We start from the raw sequence: 18,638 nt of genomic DNA, 5'->3' as shown, positions 1-18,638 counted from the left end.
TTTCCAAAAGGAAATAATAAATTGTCAATATATTATTTCATATTAAAACATAAATGCTAATTAAGTAAACTTGAGAATTAAACGGGCATTACTACTTACACTGCTAATTTTTAAAGCAATATTTTCCGAAGCTAATTTAGAAAGCACTTCTATATTTTCTGTCTTTTCAATTACTTCAAAAGAACGGCCTTGTAAGTAGGGTTTTAATTCGACAACATCAACAAAACTGCCCGTATGCCAATCCAGGAATAAGTAAGCATTGTTACCATGTGGCACATCATAGTGAGATGTCCGACGTGATTCTGCAGGACGCTCAAAATATGCTCGATAAGCAACACAACTGTAGTTAGCTCCTGCTGCCAATGTGGTTAAGCTGTCTACTAGATATGGATATACCTTGGCTTCTGAATTACTGATCTGGATACCTTTACTTGTTTTTGAGTTACGAATATCAGGTGCGGCATCAAGAATGGGCAGATAACCTGTGGCATACCCCAAATTACCTGCCAGCATAATCAATCGATCTGGTACCGCTTTCCCAATTTCAGTTCGATCTACGGTGAAATCTATACGGTTTGTAATTGCTAAGTTTGCAACATTAGTCGGTTTACTAAAATCATAACTCACTGATTCATGTGTGAAAGCAACTGAGCGAGGGACGTAGTACAAAACCTCATTGTTGACTGCCTGCATTCGCGCTGATTGAGTAAACATCAGGTCTAATGCAGCACTCAGATTTTTATACACAAAAAAGTTAGCTGAAATTACATCAGTTAAATCACTATTAAATGTGTGGGTATGCGAAACATTACATGCAGAAGCTGCACTATATTGGCTGATTTCTTTGCCACCATTTAAGATAAGCCACTCAACAATATCTGCTTTTTCCATGAGGTCATATGATTCTGAGATTTTCAAAGATTCATTAAACCCACTAGCAAAGGTTGAAATACTGATTGATGTGCCATCAAGTGATAATTTGACCTTGTGATTTTTCAGCATTGGATACCACTGTTTTGCTGAAATCGCGGTTGGTGTAAATGATGCTGTATTTGTTGCACCACTGACATGCGTCAATGTATTTCCGAGTGGAAATGCAATATTCAAGGTTCGGCAAGTTACAGATAACTGGCTAGTCGAGATAATTTGCAAGATTACCCACTGATAAGTTCCATTTGTCCATACGGATCCAACATCGGTATTGGTCTTGCCGTGATTAGCTAATGTCAAAATAGTGCGTGAGTAACCGTGATTTGCACCGATTGTTGCGCCCATCATTCTGACTGGTGCAGAGTCATCTCCATTGATACGAACCACAGCATTTTTATATTTGTCCTGAACAAAGTTAAATACTGCGGAACCATCATAATTGACTGGGTTAAAAACTTTTAATTCAATCTCTAAATTACCGCTCTTAATAGGACCTGAACCGGCACTTAGGGATAGATTGGCTTTTTTATTCAGTCCCAAACTACCTAAATCACTAATTTGATTCACTGAGATAGCTGTAACTTTACTTCCATCTACAAGTTCTTCAGAGGCTCCATATGGTTTATATGGTGTAGCAATAGAGCCTTGCTCGAACTGAAGATTAGACCAACCTTTTACAGTTGCTGATTCAAGCGCAATTACAGCGTAGTTGGCACCAACTGGTGCAGTAACTGTCAAAGGCAGCGTAGGAGTATTGTCGTAAAAAATAGCAGGGTCAGTTATGACGTTGGTTGAGAAAAACGAGATACCTTGTCGCCCCCTAGTGCCACTTAAAGTATATGCTTGGCCTGCAACTACAGGAATAAATCCTGAAATTTTCCACCCAGATGAATTATTAATACTCCCATCTACAGTGGATAAAAACTTATTATCCTGAATCTTAGACTCATCGAACAAGTTCTTTGATGGAATGGATATGTCATAGTCTTTTACCAATAGCGGGGCCACAATTTCAGGCACATCATCGGCTGTAATTTTTGGTGCAAGCGCCTGACTCATTTTTTCAACATTGATAATATCACTTGGCAAAACATCATTTTTGATTACATATTTCGAGCCAAATGGTTCATATGACGTCGCATTAGCTCCCAGTTCAACCTGAACATTTAGACGCTCAACTGTTGAGGCGCTTTGCTTTAAATTTATCACCAGGAAGCTTACGCCAGCAGGAACAGTGAAGCTGTACACTAAAGATGTATTATTGACTGTTGTATATCCAGTGCCCTGTGAATCTGCTTCAGATGCAAAAAAAGCATAAGAAAGTTGAGCTGATGCAGCCGCATTTGACCATGACAAGATATATGCTTGTCCTGCTGTTACCGGAATAAACCCAGTTCTCTTTGAGTCGGCTACATTTGTAAGTAGGCCAGTGCCACTTAACCGGTTTCCATACACCGCTTTTGATGCATCATAAAGATTTTTACTTAAGACAATTTCTCTAATTGTTTGAAGCTTTTCTTCCGTTTTCTGTTCGCCAAGTAAAACAGGATCATAAGCACTCTTTGTAAGCGTTGTGCCGTTCCACTGGTATTTACCATTGTTAGCACCATCGTTGGTGACTTCAACAATACTATTTACTGGCAAAGATGCTTGTGCTGCTTGGGCTTCCCCTAGTGTTCGATAGGCTTTGTGACCGCCAGCGATGGCAGCAGTCAAGGCATCCACCTGAGCTCGGCTATATGATTCATCTCTTGAATAAACGCTTAGTTGCGGAAATGTTGCCAAAGTATAATATTCTCGACCCATGCGTGATTTAACTAGTTGGCCAGCCGGACCATTTGCTACTTTTTCAAGAGTCTCTGCATCCTTTTGCGCATTAAGAAGTTCTTGCTTGGAAACTATTTTATCAGCCATGCTTTTCTCCAGGCATAAAAAAACCACCCGAAGGTGGCTGTTAATTTTTTAAAATTAGTTAAAAGAAGTTGTGATCATGTAGGTAATACCTGTCATCATAATTCACTGCTTTAACCGAGTTAGTCATCTTTCCCGATGGTGACATTTCAGCGACTAAAAAAGCCGATTTCACAGCATCTGCAGACTTCACTATCTGATAGGTTGTTTTTAGGTATCGATCAGATCCAACAACAAGAGAATCTACTGGAGGTCGAACCAAGACCACCTGATTAGTCATCGGCCCTGCACGACAGTCAATCATATCAACCGAACCATTTGCCATTTGCAGATAGATTTTTTTAAGCTGGTTTTGTGAAAACTCAACATTTTGTGAAAGGGTTAAAGTCAGACCTTCAACTGCATTTACTTCACCATCTTCCGTGCCAAGCAATGTGTTGTCGGCAACCATAATCTTGTCATTGCGAGCCAGCAAATTGGATTCATCCAGTGCATCAAACTGGCAAGTGATACGCTTAAAAAGTAGCTTGTTCCATTCACGCCATGCTCGTGTTTTCGCCTGCTCATCGGTACGAATACCCGTGGTTTTAATGGACATCGGATTTCTTGCCGAGCCATTTTCAGGAATAGAATATTTGATTCGAGCATCATCTACCGGGCTGGTGTATTCAAGCTCAATACCATCATGCCCTTTATCAACCCGGTTCGAATAAGACCGTTTTTCAGATTTCGGAACTTTATTGCGATGATTAAAAAGCAAAACCGCGTTGGACTGTGGCTTTTCAAATTTTAATCGCAGCTTAGATCCGAGCCGGTATGTTTCACAAAAGCTCGCACTTGCGATCATTCCGGCAATTTCTTCAAACGATAAATTATTATCATCCAAGGTATAGCTAAACTCACTCGCTTTCGTTGAACCAAAATAGCTATTCACTTCCTGCTCTACCGCCAGAATTTGACTTGTATCAATTTCATAAGTACTTCGGCGGCCGTTTTTGCTATCCAAAGCAAGATAAATTAAGGCTTGTGCAGCTGACTTGGTCGGCACCAGTGCTCCAGTACCATTGGCCGGCAGTTTACGTGTCACCAGCATATTCAATTTACGCTCTTTCAAGGATAGAGCACCTTCAGTACCGAGGGTTTTCGAGCGAACAATCGTAACATCACCATAGTTCAAAACCTTGCTTTTCGATACCGCATAGACATCCTTGATTTTGGTTAAGTCTTGGGTTTTGTCATTTTTTGTCGGTGTCGTTCTGGCGATCCGAAACCGTACACGGCCAGGTGTATTCAAATGAATTCTACGGGTTGTTCCAAACGGACTTTTTGAACTGTTTGTAATCGTGAACTGCTGTGAATAAATTTGACCGGCTGGCTGATTGCTACTGTTAATATACTGATATTCGACTTGTACCGTCATGCTTTCTTCCCAAACCCCTCCTTTAGAATCTTGATAGAACAATCCGTTTTGGTAAAACAGATTAAAAACCAGTTCTTCAGTATTTTCCAAGTCCAGGCTATACCACCCTACCCAGCTATTATTTAACTTATCTAGTCGAATCACTAAAGCCTGACCTTGCGTATTTTGACCAGGTAAAAAATTAACTTTCGCCCAATCGCTATTGAGCAAATCAGGATTAATTAATTTAATCTCATTGGATGTTACCGACTCAACAATGTAGGTACCGTTCAGATTAATTGAACCTGTATTACCTGTGAAAACAATGCCCACAACATCCGTATAGCTTTTATCGATATATTCCCATTTTGGATTTACAGATAGCGCATCTTCCAGGGTTATCGTATATGCGAATCTACCAGAAAGTGGGTTTTTAATTATACTTGATACCTTATAACGCCCCGATAAATCATAAAGGGTATCAATATAAGTGGGTTCTGTTTCCGGCGGTACGGGTGCAACTTCCGTCCTAACTTTAATCAAAGCGCCAGACAGGTTAATCTCTTTGTAATTATTCACACTCGCAATATCTGTTGACGATATGACAATCAATCCTTTATTTGCCGTGAATGTTGTATCCGCTGCTATGAATATATCTTTATTAAGAAATTCAGCACCGTAAATACCGATTGAATCATTAGTATCAAACAGCTCATCAAGATTAATACTTGATGATGCGGTCTTGATCAAACCCGGGAATTGAAAATAAAGTTCTGCAGATTCAATTTTTTGATCATTCGGCACACTTAATGTCTGGCCATTAATGGATTTGGATTTAATTGAAAAAGATGGGGCTTCGGTAAATGATGCCCCTACCTGATAAATAGGTGCGCCTATGATACTGGTATGAGGATCATAGACAGAAACCGCCATATCAGGAATATCATTTACATTGGTTTGATCATCCTTAATATCATGAACCTGCACATAGCCACGGGTACACAACATTAAGCACTCTTCAATTTCCTTGTTATTGGCATCGTAGTAGGTCATTGGTGCTGCAATTAAATCCGGTACTGCACGCAATTGCCCAAAAATTTCAGGAATTCGTCCACCCAACCGGGCTTGGTTCTGACGTGATGCCAGATCATTATTGGCTGACTGTGGCGCAGAAACTTGTGGTTTCGGCATAGTCATATAAGTATAGACGCTAAACGCAGCTGTAACGATCAGCACTGCCCAATAGATAATCGTTAGCAACTCAGATGGATAAATCACCACATAAAAATCACCGTCTAGGCTTTGCAAGTGCTTAATCGAGCGCTCATCAGTCGGTGTCACATCATTTTTTACTGCAATCTGGTTGTGATAAATGCGGGTATTTTTAGGAAATGCCGCAAATTGCTGTTTTAAATATTCGCAAACATCTTCAACACTTTCATCAGACCATGTTTCTTTGTTGAAAGGATCTGGAATAATAAACACACGTTTCATTTATAAAACTCGCAATATTTATAACCAACAATAAATTCAAGGGGTACATACTGAGCACCCCTCGCTGCCAGATGTAAAATCCGACCCTCATAAAAAAGCCCGATGTGGGTCTCACTTCGGGCTGAATTATGCAAAAAAACAAGACATGGACTTATCGGTTTATCCAGTCGCTCAAAACCCTCACCTCCATTCAAAAATATATCTAATCGCTGAGATAGATCTTCACCTGTTACCAAACTCCATGCCTCACACGCAAAATCATTGCAGGTATATCCATTACGAAATTCGCGATCTAGCAACTCATCAATCATAAGGTGCCTCGTAACATAGGGAATCGCTCCATTGAATATGAATCCCCGGTTCGAACTGAATTCAGTTCAGGTGCTTGTGCATCAAAAGTGACCAGTCCCGTACCATCTTTATTCATACTGACAATATCCAAGGTTTGAATGATCTGCATGGGTCCAGACAAGTCGTCATCACGATAGACCCGATATTTAAAAGTCGGCGGTATGTTGTCGGTTAAATTTTCATAAGCCTTAATTAACACATCATCATAATCAGCCAAAGTAATACTAAATACCTGGTCCAAATCATTCGTGATATTTTTTCGGCCTATTTCCATTTGCTGAAACTCATAAAAATAGTCGAAGCCATCTTCATGCTTAACCGTAATTCCACTGGTGTCATTTCTGACATATCGAAATACTTTGGGGAAGCTTGAATGTGCTATTTCAATACAATCCAGTGAAACAATTCCGCCTTGAGCATTGAGAAAGAAAGATACATAGTCAGTCATTTAAATCTCCAAGGCATTTGGCAGATCAACATTCACCAGTTCTTCAAGTGGCTCAAAAATATCACTGCCCGATCCAAGCGATACCAGTGCATCATCAAATGCATCATCTGCAATCAATGCTTTAACCTCCAGTTGAGCTGAAACCCGGTATACAAGACCCTCTTTGGAATTAAGTTGAATTGCCGACTTAAAGAAACATTCATAGTCCTTTAGCTCATCATCAATAATCAACTCCGCTAAAAATGGTTGTGATGGATTGCGCATCCAGACCCGGTAAAAAGCGGTTAGATATTGATAGCCTTTCAGCTTTAACACCCAACTCACATTTACGGTATGCGAGTTCCCGCGAACATCCCGACGATAACGACTTGGACCGCCATCAAGATTTTGTGCGATCACGTCATTACCAAAATCTACCGTATAGCCAGATTGCTGGACACAATATGCAAGCCTGTTTAGTTCTGGCATACCGCCTCCTATCGTCTTTGCGCTACATTAAAATTCTGCTTCATGTTTTTACTGGTTTGACTATTCGGATTTGATAATTGCCCGTTCAAATACTCCCCAGCAATCTTGCGAATGCGAACATCCAGACTGCCATCACTATTCATGGATACATCAGCAGTTTGGCCGGGCAATGTATAGACATTTACATTCGGTGCTTTAGAGCCACCGCCATCAGCAAGATAGTTTTTTAAATCAGCATTGGTTCGGCTATCAACAACACGCTCCCCTTTGTCTAAAAGCCATGTACCCTCTTTGGGGATATTGTCGATACCATCGTGGGCCATACCAGCAATAGTTTGACCAGCGATTAATCCAACGTTCGCGTATCCCATAGCAGTAATAGCTTCCGAGGCTGCTATTTTTTGCCCGAACAACATCATATCTGGTGCTGCCATCGCTTGAGTTGCTGCAAGATGGGTTGAAACTAAAGCGGAACCAATCGCAAACATCTGTTGTGCCAAGAACATGGACTTATAGGCAGAGCTTGATTCACCTGCGCTATCCTTGACCATCTGAGTCATATCACCCCAAACAGCTCCAGCTTGCGATAACAGCGCCGCATACATATTCATGGAATCGTTATATTGCTGAGCATCCAACTCCTTTACTTGTTCTGCATATTCAACATCAATTGCAGCCATTCCATCACGATATTCTTTATGCGCTTCAAGCAGGGCTTCATATCGCTCATCATCAGTTGAATACAAGTCACTCGTCATGATGTCTTGCTCAACACCAACGCGCTGTTTCTTCAAAGAGACTTGAGCATTGGAGCGATCATTTTCTGCTGACCATAGAGCATATTCGCCAGCTGCCATGGTTGCTCGTGCAAAAATATCATCAGCACCGTAAGACAGTCCTTGAATTGACTCTTGCATAGCTTGTTGCATTTCTAATGCATGCCAGCGAGTTTTTCGAAGCTCTAGTGCATATTGTTCATCAAGAAACTTAAGTTTTGCCTCTTTCACCACACCACTAAATCTAATGTCGTTTTCAGCAATTTGCTTATCTTGCTGATAAGCATATTCAAGTTTCTTTTCTTCAGTCCACTTATACTGATTCAATTCCAAGTTAAGTGATTTAAAGTATTCTGCCCGCTCGCCCTCAAATCGCATTTTTGCCAAATCGGTGAATTTAGCTTGATCAGCAGATGTAAAACCCGCTCCAAGAATGCGCTGCAAGTCTTCTTGCTCGTTAGCATTTATACTTTCAAAGTCAGTAGAATATGCTTTAGATATTTGCTCGCGATCTCGCTTTTGTTGCTCAAGTAATCGTTCTTGTTCTTGAAGTTCTTTATTAACACCTGAAGCAGCTTTAGCTGCCTCATTCTGTTTTTTAATCCACTCATCTGAACCTTTGGTTACACCTGCCTGACTATTTTGGATTTTTGCCATTGCTGAAACAGACTGATTAACGGCATCGTTGTAAATTCTACTGATAGCAGTGCCAACATCATCCGCAACTTTTGCATTATCTTGGGCTGCCATGGCAACACCACTATTGGGTGCATTAGCAAGAAGCGACCCAGTAATTAGAGCCTTGCCAAGTTTTATGCCGGGCAGTTTATCAGCCCAACTACCACCCTGTGCTGCCAAATCAACATTGTTTTTTGCCTCTACTGCTGTGTGTGCTAGACCTGCAATAGCATTGGATAGCATTTTAACAACCGCATATACCCCCATACCAACAGCAGCGACACCTTTAAATACCTCCCCAAGTGTCTCACCCGCATCAGCCATGAGGTTGGTTTCCATGGTTGCATCAGATAAACCATCACCAACTGACACTAGTGCTGGCATCAAGCCTTGAATAAATTGATTTTTTGCACCTTCGACTTGCAGTTTAAGTAGATCCATCTGAACACGTAATTCAGCAGCCTTTGCGATTGCTGACTCATCCATAATGACGCCAGCACGTTCTGCTGCATCTGCCCAATACTCAAACCCTTTACCTCCATCTTTTAAAAGTGGAATAAGATTAGTCGTATCGGATGCCATACTTTCAAGATAGAAAGACATTTGCTGCTGGGTAACGCCAGCTTCTTCTAATTTATCTACATAGAGTTGGAGTGCTTTAGGCCCTGATAGGTTTTGCATTTCAAGTGCTAATTTTCTCGCACCTTCCGCAGACCCCTCAGTTTTAATTGCAATTTGTTCAAAGAAATCTACCGCACCACCTGAACCAATCGTGATGAACTCACCCAATTTTTCATTAAAATCTTTTAATTGGTCTGCAAGTTTTTCTTGGCTAATACCCATTGTTTGGGCACCAACAGCCATTCTTTGAAATTCTTGGGTAGTGGTATTTGAGATTGACGCAAAAATTTGCAATTCACGTGCTGCATTGGCGTACTCATTCGCCATTGCAAAAACGCCCGCCCCAACAGCAGCGGCCCCCGCCACTGCGACAGCACCGTAATTATTAACATGATTTCGCATGTTGTCGAAGCTAAGTTTGGTTTGCTTTTCTGCGTCTTTAATTGGTCCCGTAAAATTACCAATCTTTGCAACTAGATCTAGCGTTAATGTTCCAAGTTTGGTGCTCATACAAAACCTCAGGCAATAAAAAAGCACCCGATTGGGTGCTTCACTGTTTTGATTAAATTGCTTTTAAATTTTTATGTCACAGACTCCAATTTAAGCCGCTGACATCAAAAGTAAATTGCTTCTTTCCCTCTTGGTAAAAAGGAACTTCTATTACCAGTTTTTTTGAATTTTTAAGACTATTAATAATTTTTGATTCCGTATTGTCATACATCACAAATAAAACATCAGATGCATGGTTATCAGGCTCAGCCATTGTTATAGATTGCACCGCACCTTTATCAAATTTAAATGCAGCTTCACACCCATCTATTCCGCACAGTATCTGTCCTTTTGATATTGTAACCATGACATCAGTTTCATTTCCCTTTTTTCTAAGGGTTAAAATCAGCTTCGAACCACCGTCATATGGAAAATCAAAATTTACTGTATTCTCACTAACGATAGTTGCAAATTTGGTTTCCACACCCCTCATTTCATCCTTCGTGGTGTTATATCTCCATTTATCTTTTTGTTGCTCTACCTGTTGTGCTGGATCTTCTGTTTTAACTATCTCATTTGATTCTACAGGTTTTGATTCTTGGGTTTGCTGGGAATTACTTTTGGTTGTTTCTTCAGAGCACATTCCTATGCCAGCCAAAATAATAAGCACTAATCCAATCCATGCCAGCACACTGGTTTTTTTTGGTTGCTTCGCCCCACATTGAGGGCAACTTTCAGCTTTATCGCTTACTGGTCCACCACATTCTTTACACGGATTTATAGCCATACCCCACCCCAAATTTATAATTTAGAACAAGATATTAAGTTACCGCACAAAAAGAAACCAAGCTAACCTGATTTCTTTTTAAGGTCTTTCACCCTTTGTTCTTCAAAAGTTGTTTCTGGAATTTCTTCATGAGCCATAAAGATACGGGCATCTTCAACTTTCTTGTCTTCAGGTAGCTTTGTATTCAAGTATCTGGCAAATAAACGCCCAAACTCTTGTTCCAATCTCCTGCCTAAAAATAAAGAGCCTCTCTTTTGTCGAAAGGCTTTCCATATTTGGAGTTCGGAATTGCTTAGGTTGCTTCTTGCTTCTGCGATGGTTCGTCCGCCGATTCCGCAGCTGACAAGTTCGCAGTAGAATTCTGACTCTTCGTCGAGATCCAGTACTTTCCCGTGAAATTAATGACCTGATCAGCAGCCAAATACATTGCGACCTTCATTTCATCAGACACTTGGCCTGTACTTTTTAAATCAGGAAAAAAAGGTTTATCTTTCCCTTCAAAGACAGTTTGTACCAACATTGCATCACGGTATTGATTGATGGTGTACTTTTCGTCTTTTTTCAGCTCCAAAATATCTGTGATATTTGCAACCTCATCTGAAGACAGGACTTTAATATAAATCTCGCCTTCAAATGGTTCGCCATCCACGCCACGAAACTTAATAGTTTTTTCAACCAGGCTACCAATCCCGACTGCTTTTTTTGCTTTCTCTAAAGTCAATTTAGCCATTATGGAGTCACCTTAAATTCTTCAGTTACTTCGGTTTGTCGCTTCATAGGAATTGTGTGATTCACCATTGCATCAACGGCGAACACTGGTGAGCCTTTGCGAAGAATTGCTTCAAAGTGCGACCATGTGCGAGTGGTAGGCAATGTGATATCACTGCCTGTTAATGTTGGCTCCGCAATACCATCCGACCAACCAACATAGACCATTACTTTTTCTTTATTGGCAGCAAGCTCCAACAAAGTCATATGCGATAAGTTTTTAGGATCCGTATCGATTTGAATTGAGCCTTCACCTGGTGTACTAAGTCCAAATTCAGAAGTTTTGGTACTAGTTTCTTCCAGGCATGTTGTATCAATTTCACTGGCGCTATCATCACCCAGAGCCAAAGCCTTAATACAACCCATCTTTGTTAATGTTGGAACAGTACCATGGACAATCCATACCGCTGTGCCGTTTGATAAAACACCTTTTTTCGCCATGAGTAGCTACTCCTCAATTTTTAGGCATAAAAAAAGCACCCGGTTGGGTGCTATGTGGAAAATTCTGTTTATCGATCTACGAACCAGTTTGAATCAAAACCAGTTCGATAAAGCTTTGTAATTGGTTCACGCTCGTTTCCACGTAGATCTGTCACAGTACATGAGTTATCAAGCTCTAAAGCTTTTCGTACTGCTTCACGAATAGTTCGCAATTGCAGTGGCTCTAACGTGTAAATATCAATTTGAATCGTGATGTGATCAGTATTTGCCGGGCAATCCAAATGGTTCTGAGGAACCCCGGAAATATCCTGCCAAACTAAATACGGTTTCTGTGGTGCATCTGGTGCCAGGCCAAACTCATAAGCTCGCAACTTATTGCCAGTTTGCAGAAAGGATTTAACCTCATCAGATGCATTGAGCAATTTAAATATAGGTATTGTCATTTGACCTCACTTAATGCCTTGTCAATTTCAGCATTAAATACTTCAGCAAATCTATTGCTTACTGGTTCAATATTTTTTTCTAAAGCGGGCCGCATAAACGGTTGTGCTTGCATTTTACTGGTTCCAAACTCAATTAGACGCCAGTAAAAAACCCTTCCTTCCATTTGGTATGACTGACCAATCTTTCCGGCACGGCGGTTTGCATCATTATTTGTGTATGGGATTCTAGCACCACCACGTACGCCGACCTTAAATTTAACTTCATTACTGTTTCGAGGCTTACCACCTTGAACCACAATTTCTTTATAAATTTTTTCCGGTGTTTGTGGGTCGTCGAGTGTCTTAGCAGCATTTCTTGCTGCATCACGAACAAGATTCATGGCTTGTCGACCTGCTTTACGTGCAATTTGTTTAACTTTTTTAGGATTTGAAAGCTGCTCTATCTTCCGCTTGAACTGATCCATGCCTTCAATATTTAGTTCGACTGCCATGATGATTCACCTTCAGCAAGGTTTAAGGTCAACCATTCAAGACCACTTTCATTATCTGGAATAGGATCACCATCAATTTTCCAATACTTACCACGAAACAACACGCGCATGGTTGAATTAATCTGACTTGCTGTTGAGCTGTATCGAATGCGGCACCGCGCTGTCATGGTTGAATTAATGGCTTGGGCTTGAAGCTGATCTTTGGTAGATAAAGCCTCAAGTTTCCCCCAAACTTTGGTGAATTCAGTCCAGATGATAGGTACATGACCTGTGACCCGATCTTGCTCACCTTCAATTTCATGTTGAATAGTGATGCGGTGGGGTAATTTGCCTGATTGCATAAATCACCTCATGGTTTTTTGGGTGGGCTATATGTTATTTCTGGACCATCGATAATAATTGAAGGTCGCTGAACCTTAGGCGGTATTGGCCTAGCCTTAGGTTGATAACCACCCTGATTTTTATTACAGCAATTGCAGCACTTACAACGCATAAATCACCTATATGGCCGTTGGTGTGCGATACGGATAAAGCAAAGCACGTACAGCTGGCGGCAAATAATTATCAATAATGGAAGACTCCTTGCTTGGCTCACGCTCACGATCAAACATGCCAACCATGAGTAAAACGGCATGCTTTACAGCATCTGGATAAACATTGTTTTCAAACGTATCCGTCACATAATTTAAAACCGCATTTTCAGCGGCTTTAATATACATTTCTAACATTGGATCATTATCTTCAGTGTCATATCGCAGATGTTCACGCACTTGATCAACAGTGACTATGCTCATAATTCACCCCATTTCTTTTGAGCCAATTTGAAGTTCTCATGATTAAATTCACCTGAATGATCTTTTTCACAGTGCCATAGACTGCCTTTATGAGTCACAAAACAGCCTTTTTCATAGCTATTTTCTGACTTAAAAATACCTTGGTACTGTGCCTTTGGCTCTGCTTTTGGTATTTCAGCCTTGGCGAATGGATCTTCTTTTTGATCACGCTTCGATAGTGCTTCTAGAGAATAGTTCTGTTGCTGCATATAAACCGTGTCACCACCGACAATAGGCGCTAAATTAAAGGCTTGCCGTGCTTCATTTGGTGTAAAGATTGCAGATTTAACACCGCGCTCTTGAATATTCATCTGTGTTTCTTTATCCATGCGGATAAGTGAATCAACATCAAGAAATACTTCAAGGCCTCGATCTTTTAAGTCAAATGCATCATCGAGCAGGTTTTCAATGGCTTCAACAGGGCTTTGCAAACAGTCAGAAAAGTAAATTTCATTCAGATCACCAACCTTTTGACCTGCTGGAATCGTTCCATATCCAACTTTGAATGCTGGTACATGCAACACCGAACAAATAATTTCATTCGACATTTTGAGCTGCTCAATGGTTTGGGTATCTGATGCAGACATTGAAATAGGCTGATATTTTAAATCATCACCAAGTACCGCAGTTTTACCAATATTTTGACCTGAATAATTGGCATTCCATGATTCACCAGCCTGCGCTGCTTTCTCTTTTGAGATAGGACCAGGCGCAACCAATATCCCACTTGGTCGACTCAAGTTTCCAAAAATAGTTTTAGAGTTCTTAAGGATATTTAATCCAAGTCCCGAGGCTAAACCATAAGCTGTTACAGCAGGAATACCAACAAGCGGATGAAATAAGCAGTTTTCACGGTCATGAATGATTTCAGATGCAGGAACAACTACTGAATCAGTACCATTTAACGTATCCAAGCCAAGCTGATAAAACACTTGACCATCATCACTGACCAAAGGCTTAGTTTGATCCGGATTAAGTAAAACAAGGCGAACCACATTCCCCCATGGATCACGGACCTTAAAAGCATAAACATTGCCACGCAACTTTCGGCACACCATCCAAAACTCTAGGAATTGTTGCCAGTTTTGATAATGGTTAGGTTTTTTAAGGATGTTTAGTTCCTTTGGAATGGGAACATCAACAAGAATATTGCCTTGCTTCTTCTTGAGCATAATTCCCATTTTCCCAATATCTTGAGAAATAAGGCTTACACAAGAAAAAACAGCAGGATGCGCTGCTAAATCTTCTTTTGAATACTGAACATCATTCTGAAAGTTTGCGTGAAACCCGCCACCAAATAAAGAAGTCCATCCACCGCCTGAATTGACAGACGATAGCGATTTTTTACGAAATAGTCTGTCAAAAAATCCCATGCGTTATTCCTGCTCTTCTGTTTTAGGTTTTGCTTTAGCCGCAGTTTTCTTTACCGGTTCCTTAAATTCCTCTGCCACACCTGTTTTAATCAGGATATTTGCTTCAAAATCTGTCACATCAAGCACATCACCAACATTGGCGTTATGCATAACCTTTAAATATTTAATCTTCATAGACTGTTCCTATAGCTAAACAATTTAAGTTGCTTAGATATAAAAACAGCCCCAATTAAGGAGCTGTTTTGAGCTTAAATACTATTCATTTAAGCGTAAGTTAAAACCGATGCTGCAATCGGACGGCGTTTTGCCCAGGTGATAAACTTCTCTACACGTACAGCAAATTTATTTTCTTGCCATAAGTTGTGAGTAGTCGCACCATCAACAAGCGTTGCTTGATCCGAGTAAGACACGTCCACACCACCATCTTGAGCAAGTAAAATTTCAGAAGTTTTAACAAGAATAATCTTGTTACCCACTGTTTCCGATGTAATTACAGGAATACCCATCAACGTACGTTCGCCACGTAATGACATACCGTTAAAGTATGTGTTACCAAGTGCATCACGCAATAAGCTAATTTGTGCAGCACGAGTTTCAGACATAAGAATGTATGAACCATCGAGGCTTAAATTTGCTGTAACAAATGATTGAATGAGTTTCAGCAAGTCTACTTCATAAGCCGACGCAGTTACTCCTGTGCTTTCAATACCCACAACACCATTTATAACACCTGCTGGACGAGTAGTTGAAGCAGCAGCGGCATCAAGGAATGTTGCATCAATTAAAGTTTTTGAAGCTTCAATCAGGTCATCACGCACCAGTACATCAACCGCCGGATCAGAACGGCGCATTAATTCCTGCGTATAAACAGTGATTGCAGCGAGCTTATGCTCTTTGATTTCAACTTCGCCATAAGTGCCGTTAGTTACAGGTTTTGCAGCACCTTCACCAACCCATGAAGCTGAACCACCTGTTAATTGGCTTGGAATTTTCGAGTTAAACGGTACAGCACGGAAACCTTGCAACTTATCAAAAACAGTTGCTGCGCGAAGCATTTCCACAAATTCACCTACGAGGCGGTTTTCATGGACCAGTGAAGCAGCAAATCCTGAATCAGTTGTTGTACCTAATGTTGCTTTTGTTACTAGGTCTTGGACTTCATCACCAAACCCACGTTCTTTCGCAACATCAAGTGCGGACTTGTAATTACCTTCTTTGGCTGCCAACTGCGATAAGATTTTTGCACGAGCAAACTGAGCAAAACCAATACCCTTAGCTAAAGGTACAATTTCAATTTTAGGCGCAGGATTGGCAGGGTTTGGATCACCCTCTGCAGTTGCCTTAGCTTGTGCACCATTTTGACCAGCAACAGGAGTTAAACCATTTGCTTTTGCTTTTTCAGTTTCTTCAATTTGCTTTTTAACACGAGCAATGTTCTTTTCAATTGCTTCAATTTCTTTTTCAACAGCCTGGATAGCTGCTTCAGTTTCTTCATCTGGTGTTTGACCTGAATCTAAAGATCTGGTCATATGACCTTGAAGTTCTAAATTCTTAGTAGCAAGTGCTTCAAGCAGTTGTTTTAAGTATTTGTTCATACGAGTTTCACTCCACCCTTTGTTGGGCTATTTAGTTTTACAGTTACGTGTTTTTGTTCAGATGAATCGCCATCTGGGACGTCTTGAGGTTTTTTGCCCAACGCGGCTTTGTGCTCCTCAAATGCTTTGGTGTAATCAATTTGACTTTCTCGATTACATGGAACAGTCACAAGGCTCAGTTCGTACCATTCCCATTTCTTAAATTTCACCCCACCACCAGGTAGCATCTCCGCTTCATCCCAATCAGGAATAAAACCAATAGACATACCCTTAATGAGTTTGTATTTGACGCTATGCAGTGCCTTATCGACGATCTTCTTAACTTCACCCTCTTCAACTACTTTCGGTAACTGACACTTCACACGGATTTGATTAGGTGAAATTACTGCGACCTGAACTTCACCACACGGCTCTTCTAGCTTGTGATGTAGGCACAGTGGTACTGGCAGCGTATAGACCGCGCCCTCTGGCACCACAATGTCCTTAACTCGGTCTGAATTGATTGTTGTTGCAACGCCTGTAAATGTCCGATTTTCTTCGTCAAATTCTTCAAGCTCGAAATTTTCAAACGCCTTTCTAAGAATAGACATAAGGCTCTCCTAAAATGAAAAACCCGCTAAATAGCGGGCTGCAAATAAAATAGTTTTAAACAAAATGGACTTCGTATTTCTCAGGCTCACCTGCTACAGCCATAATTCGATTAATACCCATAAGCAAACATACGGCGCCATCAATTTTGAAAGCATTCTTCTGTTTGCGTGGATAATCGTTATTGTTGGCATCTGGTTTGCTGATCACGTTGCCAACCATCCAGGATAAAATCGGGTTTCCATCATGGTGAAAACGACCGGCAGCAATTGCCGCTACCAGCTCTTTCATTGGCGGGCTAAAGTTCTTGGTGTTTTTGGCAATCTCAACAACTTCAAGGCCATTGTCGCCAAGTGTTTTAGCAATCTGGCGACCACCCCAGTTATCGAATGGCACCTCTTTCAAATTCACTCTTTTTGAATCTGCAATTAAATCCGAAGCCACCAAATCAAGATCAGTTTCAGCGCCATCATGCACTTCAAGCAGCCCGAGGTTATGCCACTTTTGATAGCGATCTATCACCACCTTTTCTTCACCATCAAATACAGTCTCAGATGGCAAATAGAATTGCGGTGAAATACAGTAATAATGAATTTTTCCATCAATAATTCTGTAGAACAGATTAATCCGGGCACAGATATCGATCTTGGATGCCAGATCCAGTGGCATGAAGCATTCATCATCTGCAAAGTCTTCCATCTGCAGCGATTTATCAGCACATTTGTGCCACTTCTCCATGTTGAAATAAGCAGATCGAGCGGATACCCAGATATTTAAATGCTTTGTTTTAAATGTATTCTGGCGTGCCGGGTTATTAATGGCCTTGCGTTGCTGCGATTCTAGATAGTCACCATAAACTGACACATCAAAATTCGGGTTTGCTTTTTGCAGAACCTTAGGATCAGTCCAGTCATCACCTTCATCAATGGTCCAGATAAAACCAAATAGCTCATCATCCGGCACAGTACCAAGCAACATATCCTGGACACGTAATCGCATATCATGGCATGGGCCATCAATATTGAATCCAGCTGTCGTAATCACAAACATGAGCGGTTGACGTCGTGCACCCATACCGGTTTGCATCGTGTCATACAGCGCATTTGTCTGGTGCTCATGATATTCATCGACAATTGCGCAATGCGGTGACTGGCCATCTGGTGGATCACCCACAATCGTCTCAAAAATTGAGCCATCATCTGGTATTTCCAAACTACCAGCATTAATCAGGATGCCAGCTGCTTCGATAAACTCAGGCGAACGCACTGCCATCAGTCGAGCAGGCTTAAATACTTCCCAAGCCTGTTTCTCTGTTGTTGCACCGGCATAAACTTCTGAACCAAACTCACCATCATTGGCGAACATATTCAGAGCTACACCTGCAGCAATTGCCGACTTTCCGTTTTTACGCGGAATCTCCCAATACGATTCACGGAACCGGCGGAAGCCATCTTTTTTACGGACCCAACCAAACGTGCAGGCAATACCAAATTTCTGCCAGGGCTCAAGCGTAATTTTGAGTCGCTTTAGGGCCCATTCACCTTTTGTATGCGGCAATAATTCAATGAATGCGATCTTCTTTTCTGCTAATTTCGCATCAAATTTGTATGGAAAATCTTTATTTTTACTGTTTTTTAGGTCGTTTAAATGTCTTTCACAGGCCAGTTTTACCCATTTACATGCAGGAATTTTATCTGAAACGACTTGCTTGGCCCACTTATTTGCAATGTCTACATTAGGGAAAGCAGCCATTC

Annotated in this window: 18 protein-coding genes; all 18 read right to left on the bottom strand. The window is 40.9% G+C overall.

From position 1 onward, the window contains the following. Window positions 1-60: 60 nt before the first annotated feature. The 18 genes from H4I94_RS09840 to H4I94_RS09750 all read right to left on the bottom strand — a co-directional run bounded on the left by H4I94_RS09840 (window position 61) and on the right by H4I94_RS09750 (window position 18,636). Window positions 61-2,844: a hypothetical protein gene (locus H4I94_RS09840; protein WP_261182981.1), complete on the bottom strand. Its 2,784-nt coding sequence runs from the start codon at window positions 2,842-2,844 to the stop codon at window positions 61-63. A gap of 58 nt (window positions 2,845-2,902) precedes the next feature. Beyond that, a complete protein-coding gene (locus H4I94_RS09835; protein WP_261182980.1) occupies window positions 2,903-5,734 on the bottom strand; it encodes a host specificity factor TipJ family phage tail protein in 2,832 nt (943 codons plus the stop codon). Window positions 5,735-6,041: 307 nt separating this feature from the next. Further along, window positions 6,042-6,533, bottom strand: coding sequence for a hypothetical protein (locus H4I94_RS09825; RefSeq protein WP_261182978.1), 492 nt, complete (start codon window positions 6,531-6,533; stop codon window positions 6,042-6,044). Continuing rightward, the gene (locus H4I94_RS09820) at window positions 6,534-7,001 is read right to left on the bottom strand and encodes a hypothetical protein (protein ID WP_261182977.1); all 468 of its coding nucleotides are present in this window, start codon (window positions 6,999-7,001) and stop codon (window positions 6,534-6,536) included. It lies immediately after the preceding gene. Window positions 7,002-7,009: 8 nt separating this feature from the next. Beyond that, window positions 7,010-9,586, bottom strand: a complete 2,577-nt coding sequence (locus H4I94_RS09815) for a hypothetical protein (RefSeq protein ID WP_261182976.1) — start codon at window positions 9,584-9,586, stop codon at window positions 7,010-7,012. 76 nt (window positions 9,587-9,662) lie between these two features. After that, a complete protein-coding gene (locus tag H4I94_RS09810) occupies window positions 9,663-10,352 on the bottom strand; it encodes a hypothetical protein (RefSeq protein WP_261182975.1) in 690 nt (229 codons plus the stop codon). Between the two features lie 62 nt (window positions 10,353-10,414). Beyond that, on the bottom strand, window positions 10,415-10,576 hold the full coding sequence (locus H4I94_RS09805; protein WP_261182974.1) for a hypothetical protein: 162 nt from the start codon (window positions 10,574-10,576) through the stop codon (window positions 10,415-10,417). A gap of 68 nt (window positions 10,577-10,644) precedes the next feature. Then, the gene (locus tag H4I94_RS09800; RefSeq protein WP_261182973.1) at window positions 10,645-11,082 is read right to left on the bottom strand and encodes a hypothetical protein; all 438 of its coding nucleotides are present in this window, start codon (window positions 11,080-11,082) and stop codon (window positions 10,645-10,647) included. Further along, window positions 11,082-11,561, bottom strand: a complete 480-nt coding sequence (locus tag H4I94_RS09795) for a phage tail tube protein (RefSeq protein ID WP_180176689.1) — start codon at window positions 11,559-11,561, stop codon at window positions 11,082-11,084. Before H4I94_RS09795 ends, H4I94_RS09800 begins: the two co-directional genes overlap by 1 nt. 68 nt (window positions 11,562-11,629) lie before the next feature. Beyond that, the gene (locus tag H4I94_RS09790) at window positions 11,630-12,004 is read right to left on the bottom strand and encodes a DUF3168 domain-containing protein (protein ID WP_261182972.1); all 375 of its coding nucleotides are present in this window, start codon (window positions 12,002-12,004) and stop codon (window positions 11,630-11,632) included. Next, complete coding sequence (locus tag H4I94_RS09785; RefSeq protein WP_261182971.1) at window positions 12,001-12,495, bottom strand: HK97-gp10 family putative phage morphogenesis protein; 495 nt, start codon at window positions 12,493-12,495, stop codon at window positions 12,001-12,003. Before H4I94_RS09785 ends, H4I94_RS09790 begins: the two co-directional genes overlap by 4 nt. After that, window positions 12,480-12,836 (bottom strand): phage head closure protein, encoded by a 357-nt coding sequence (locus H4I94_RS09780; protein ID WP_261182970.1) that lies wholly within the window; start codon window positions 12,834-12,836, stop codon window positions 12,480-12,482. Before H4I94_RS09780 ends, H4I94_RS09785 begins: the two co-directional genes overlap by 16 nt. Before the next feature lie 159 nt (window positions 12,837-12,995). After that, the gene (locus H4I94_RS09775; protein ID WP_261182969.1) at window positions 12,996-13,289 is read right to left on the bottom strand and encodes a head-tail connector protein; all 294 of its coding nucleotides are present in this window, start codon (window positions 13,287-13,289) and stop codon (window positions 12,996-12,998) included. Beyond that, window positions 13,286-14,701, bottom strand: coding sequence for a phage portal protein (locus H4I94_RS09770; RefSeq protein WP_261182968.1), 1,416 nt, complete (start codon window positions 14,699-14,701; stop codon window positions 13,286-13,288). The genes H4I94_RS09775 and H4I94_RS09770 overlap by 4 nt, the downstream gene beginning before the upstream one ends. 3 nt (window positions 14,702-14,704) lie before the next feature. Continuing rightward, on the bottom strand, window positions 14,705-14,875 hold the full coding sequence (locus tag H4I94_RS09765) for a hypothetical protein (RefSeq protein WP_261182967.1): 171 nt from the start codon (window positions 14,873-14,875) through the stop codon (window positions 14,705-14,707). Between the two features lie 89 nt (window positions 14,876-14,964). After that, window positions 14,965-16,296 (bottom strand): phage major capsid protein, encoded by a 1,332-nt coding sequence (locus H4I94_RS09760; RefSeq protein ID WP_261182966.1) that lies wholly within the window; start codon window positions 16,294-16,296, stop codon window positions 14,965-14,967. Continuing rightward, the gene (locus H4I94_RS09755) at window positions 16,293-16,886 is read right to left on the bottom strand and encodes an HK97 family phage prohead protease (RefSeq protein ID WP_261182965.1); all 594 of its coding nucleotides are present in this window, start codon (window positions 16,884-16,886) and stop codon (window positions 16,293-16,295) included. The genes H4I94_RS09760 and H4I94_RS09755 overlap by 4 nt, the downstream gene beginning before the upstream one ends. A 55-nt stretch (window positions 16,887-16,941) precedes the next feature. Beyond that, window positions 16,942-18,636, bottom strand: a complete 1,695-nt coding sequence (locus H4I94_RS09750; protein WP_261182964.1) for a terminase large subunit — start codon at window positions 18,634-18,636, stop codon at window positions 16,942-16,944. Between the last annotated feature and the right edge of the window lie 2 nt (window positions 18,637-18,638).

Source organism: Acinetobacter sp. T_3_1 (assembly GCF_025377055.1).
Taxonomy (GTDB): Bacteria; Pseudomonadota; Gammaproteobacteria; order Pseudomonadales; family Moraxellaceae; genus Acinetobacter; species Acinetobacter kookii.
The sequence above is the reverse complement of the archived record's forward strand: the minus strand, read 5'-3'. Positions and strand labels throughout refer to the sequence as shown.

Excerpts from the sequence above, each read along its gene's own strand:
- H4I94_RS09770 (WP_261182968.1), bottom strand. The coding sequence starts at position 14,701 with ATGGGATTTTTTGACAGACTATTTCGTAAAAAATCGCTATCGTCTGTC.
- H4I94_RS09795 (WP_180176689.1), bottom strand. The coding sequence starts at position 11,561 with ATGGCGAAAAAAGGTGTTTTATCAAACGGCACAGCGGTATGGATTGTC.
- H4I94_RS09820 (WP_261182977.1), bottom strand. The coding sequence starts at position 7,001 with ATGCCAGAACTAAACAGGCTTGCATATTGTGTCCAGCAATCTGGCTAT.
- H4I94_RS09780 (WP_261182970.1), bottom strand. The coding sequence starts at position 12,836 with ATGCAATCAGGCAAATTACCCCACCGCATCACTATTCAACATGAAATT.
- H4I94_RS09775 (WP_261182969.1), bottom strand. The coding sequence starts at position 13,289 with ATGAGCATAGTCACTGTTGATCAAGTGCGTGAACATCTGCGATATGAC.
- H4I94_RS09835 (WP_261182980.1), bottom strand. The coding sequence starts at position 5,734 with ATGAAACGTGTGTTTATTATTCCAGATCCTTTCAACAAAGAAACATGG.
- H4I94_RS09790 (WP_261182972.1), bottom strand. The coding sequence starts at position 12,004 with ATGACAATACCTATATTTAAATTGCTCAATGCATCTGATGAGGTTAAA.
- H4I94_RS09810 (WP_261182975.1), bottom strand. The coding sequence starts at position 10,352 with ATGGCTATAAATCCGTGTAAAGAATGTGGTGGACCAGTAAGCGATAAA.
- H4I94_RS09765 (WP_261182967.1), bottom strand. The coding sequence starts at position 14,875 with ATGAAGATTAAATATTTAAAGGTTATGCATAACGCCAATGTTGGTGAT.
- H4I94_RS09825 (WP_261182978.1), bottom strand. The coding sequence starts at position 6,533 with ATGACTGACTATGTATCTTTCTTTCTCAATGCTCAAGGCGGAATTGTT.
- H4I94_RS09815 (WP_261182976.1), bottom strand. The coding sequence starts at position 9,586 with ATGAGCACCAAACTTGGAACATTAACGCTAGATCTAGTTGCAAAGATT.
- H4I94_RS09840 (WP_261182981.1), bottom strand. The coding sequence starts at position 2,844 with ATGGCTGATAAAATAGTTTCCAAGCAAGAACTTCTTAATGCGCAAAAG.
- H4I94_RS09800 (WP_261182973.1), bottom strand. The coding sequence starts at position 11,082 with ATGGCTAAATTGACTTTAGAGAAAGCAAAAAAAGCAGTCGGGATTGGT.
- H4I94_RS09785 (WP_261182971.1), bottom strand. The coding sequence starts at position 12,495 with ATGGCAGTCGAACTAAATATTGAAGGCATGGATCAGTTCAAGCGGAAG.
- H4I94_RS09760 (WP_261182966.1), bottom strand. The coding sequence starts at position 16,296 with ATGAACAAATACTTAAAACAACTGCTTGAAGCACTTGCTACTAAGAAT.
- H4I94_RS09755 (WP_261182965.1), bottom strand. The coding sequence starts at position 16,886 with ATGTCTATTCTTAGAAAGGCGTTTGAAAATTTCGAGCTTGAAGAATTT.
- H4I94_RS09750 (WP_261182964.1), bottom strand. The coding sequence starts at position 18,636 with ATGGCTGCTTTCCCTAATGTAGACATTGCAAATAAGTGGGCCAAGCAA.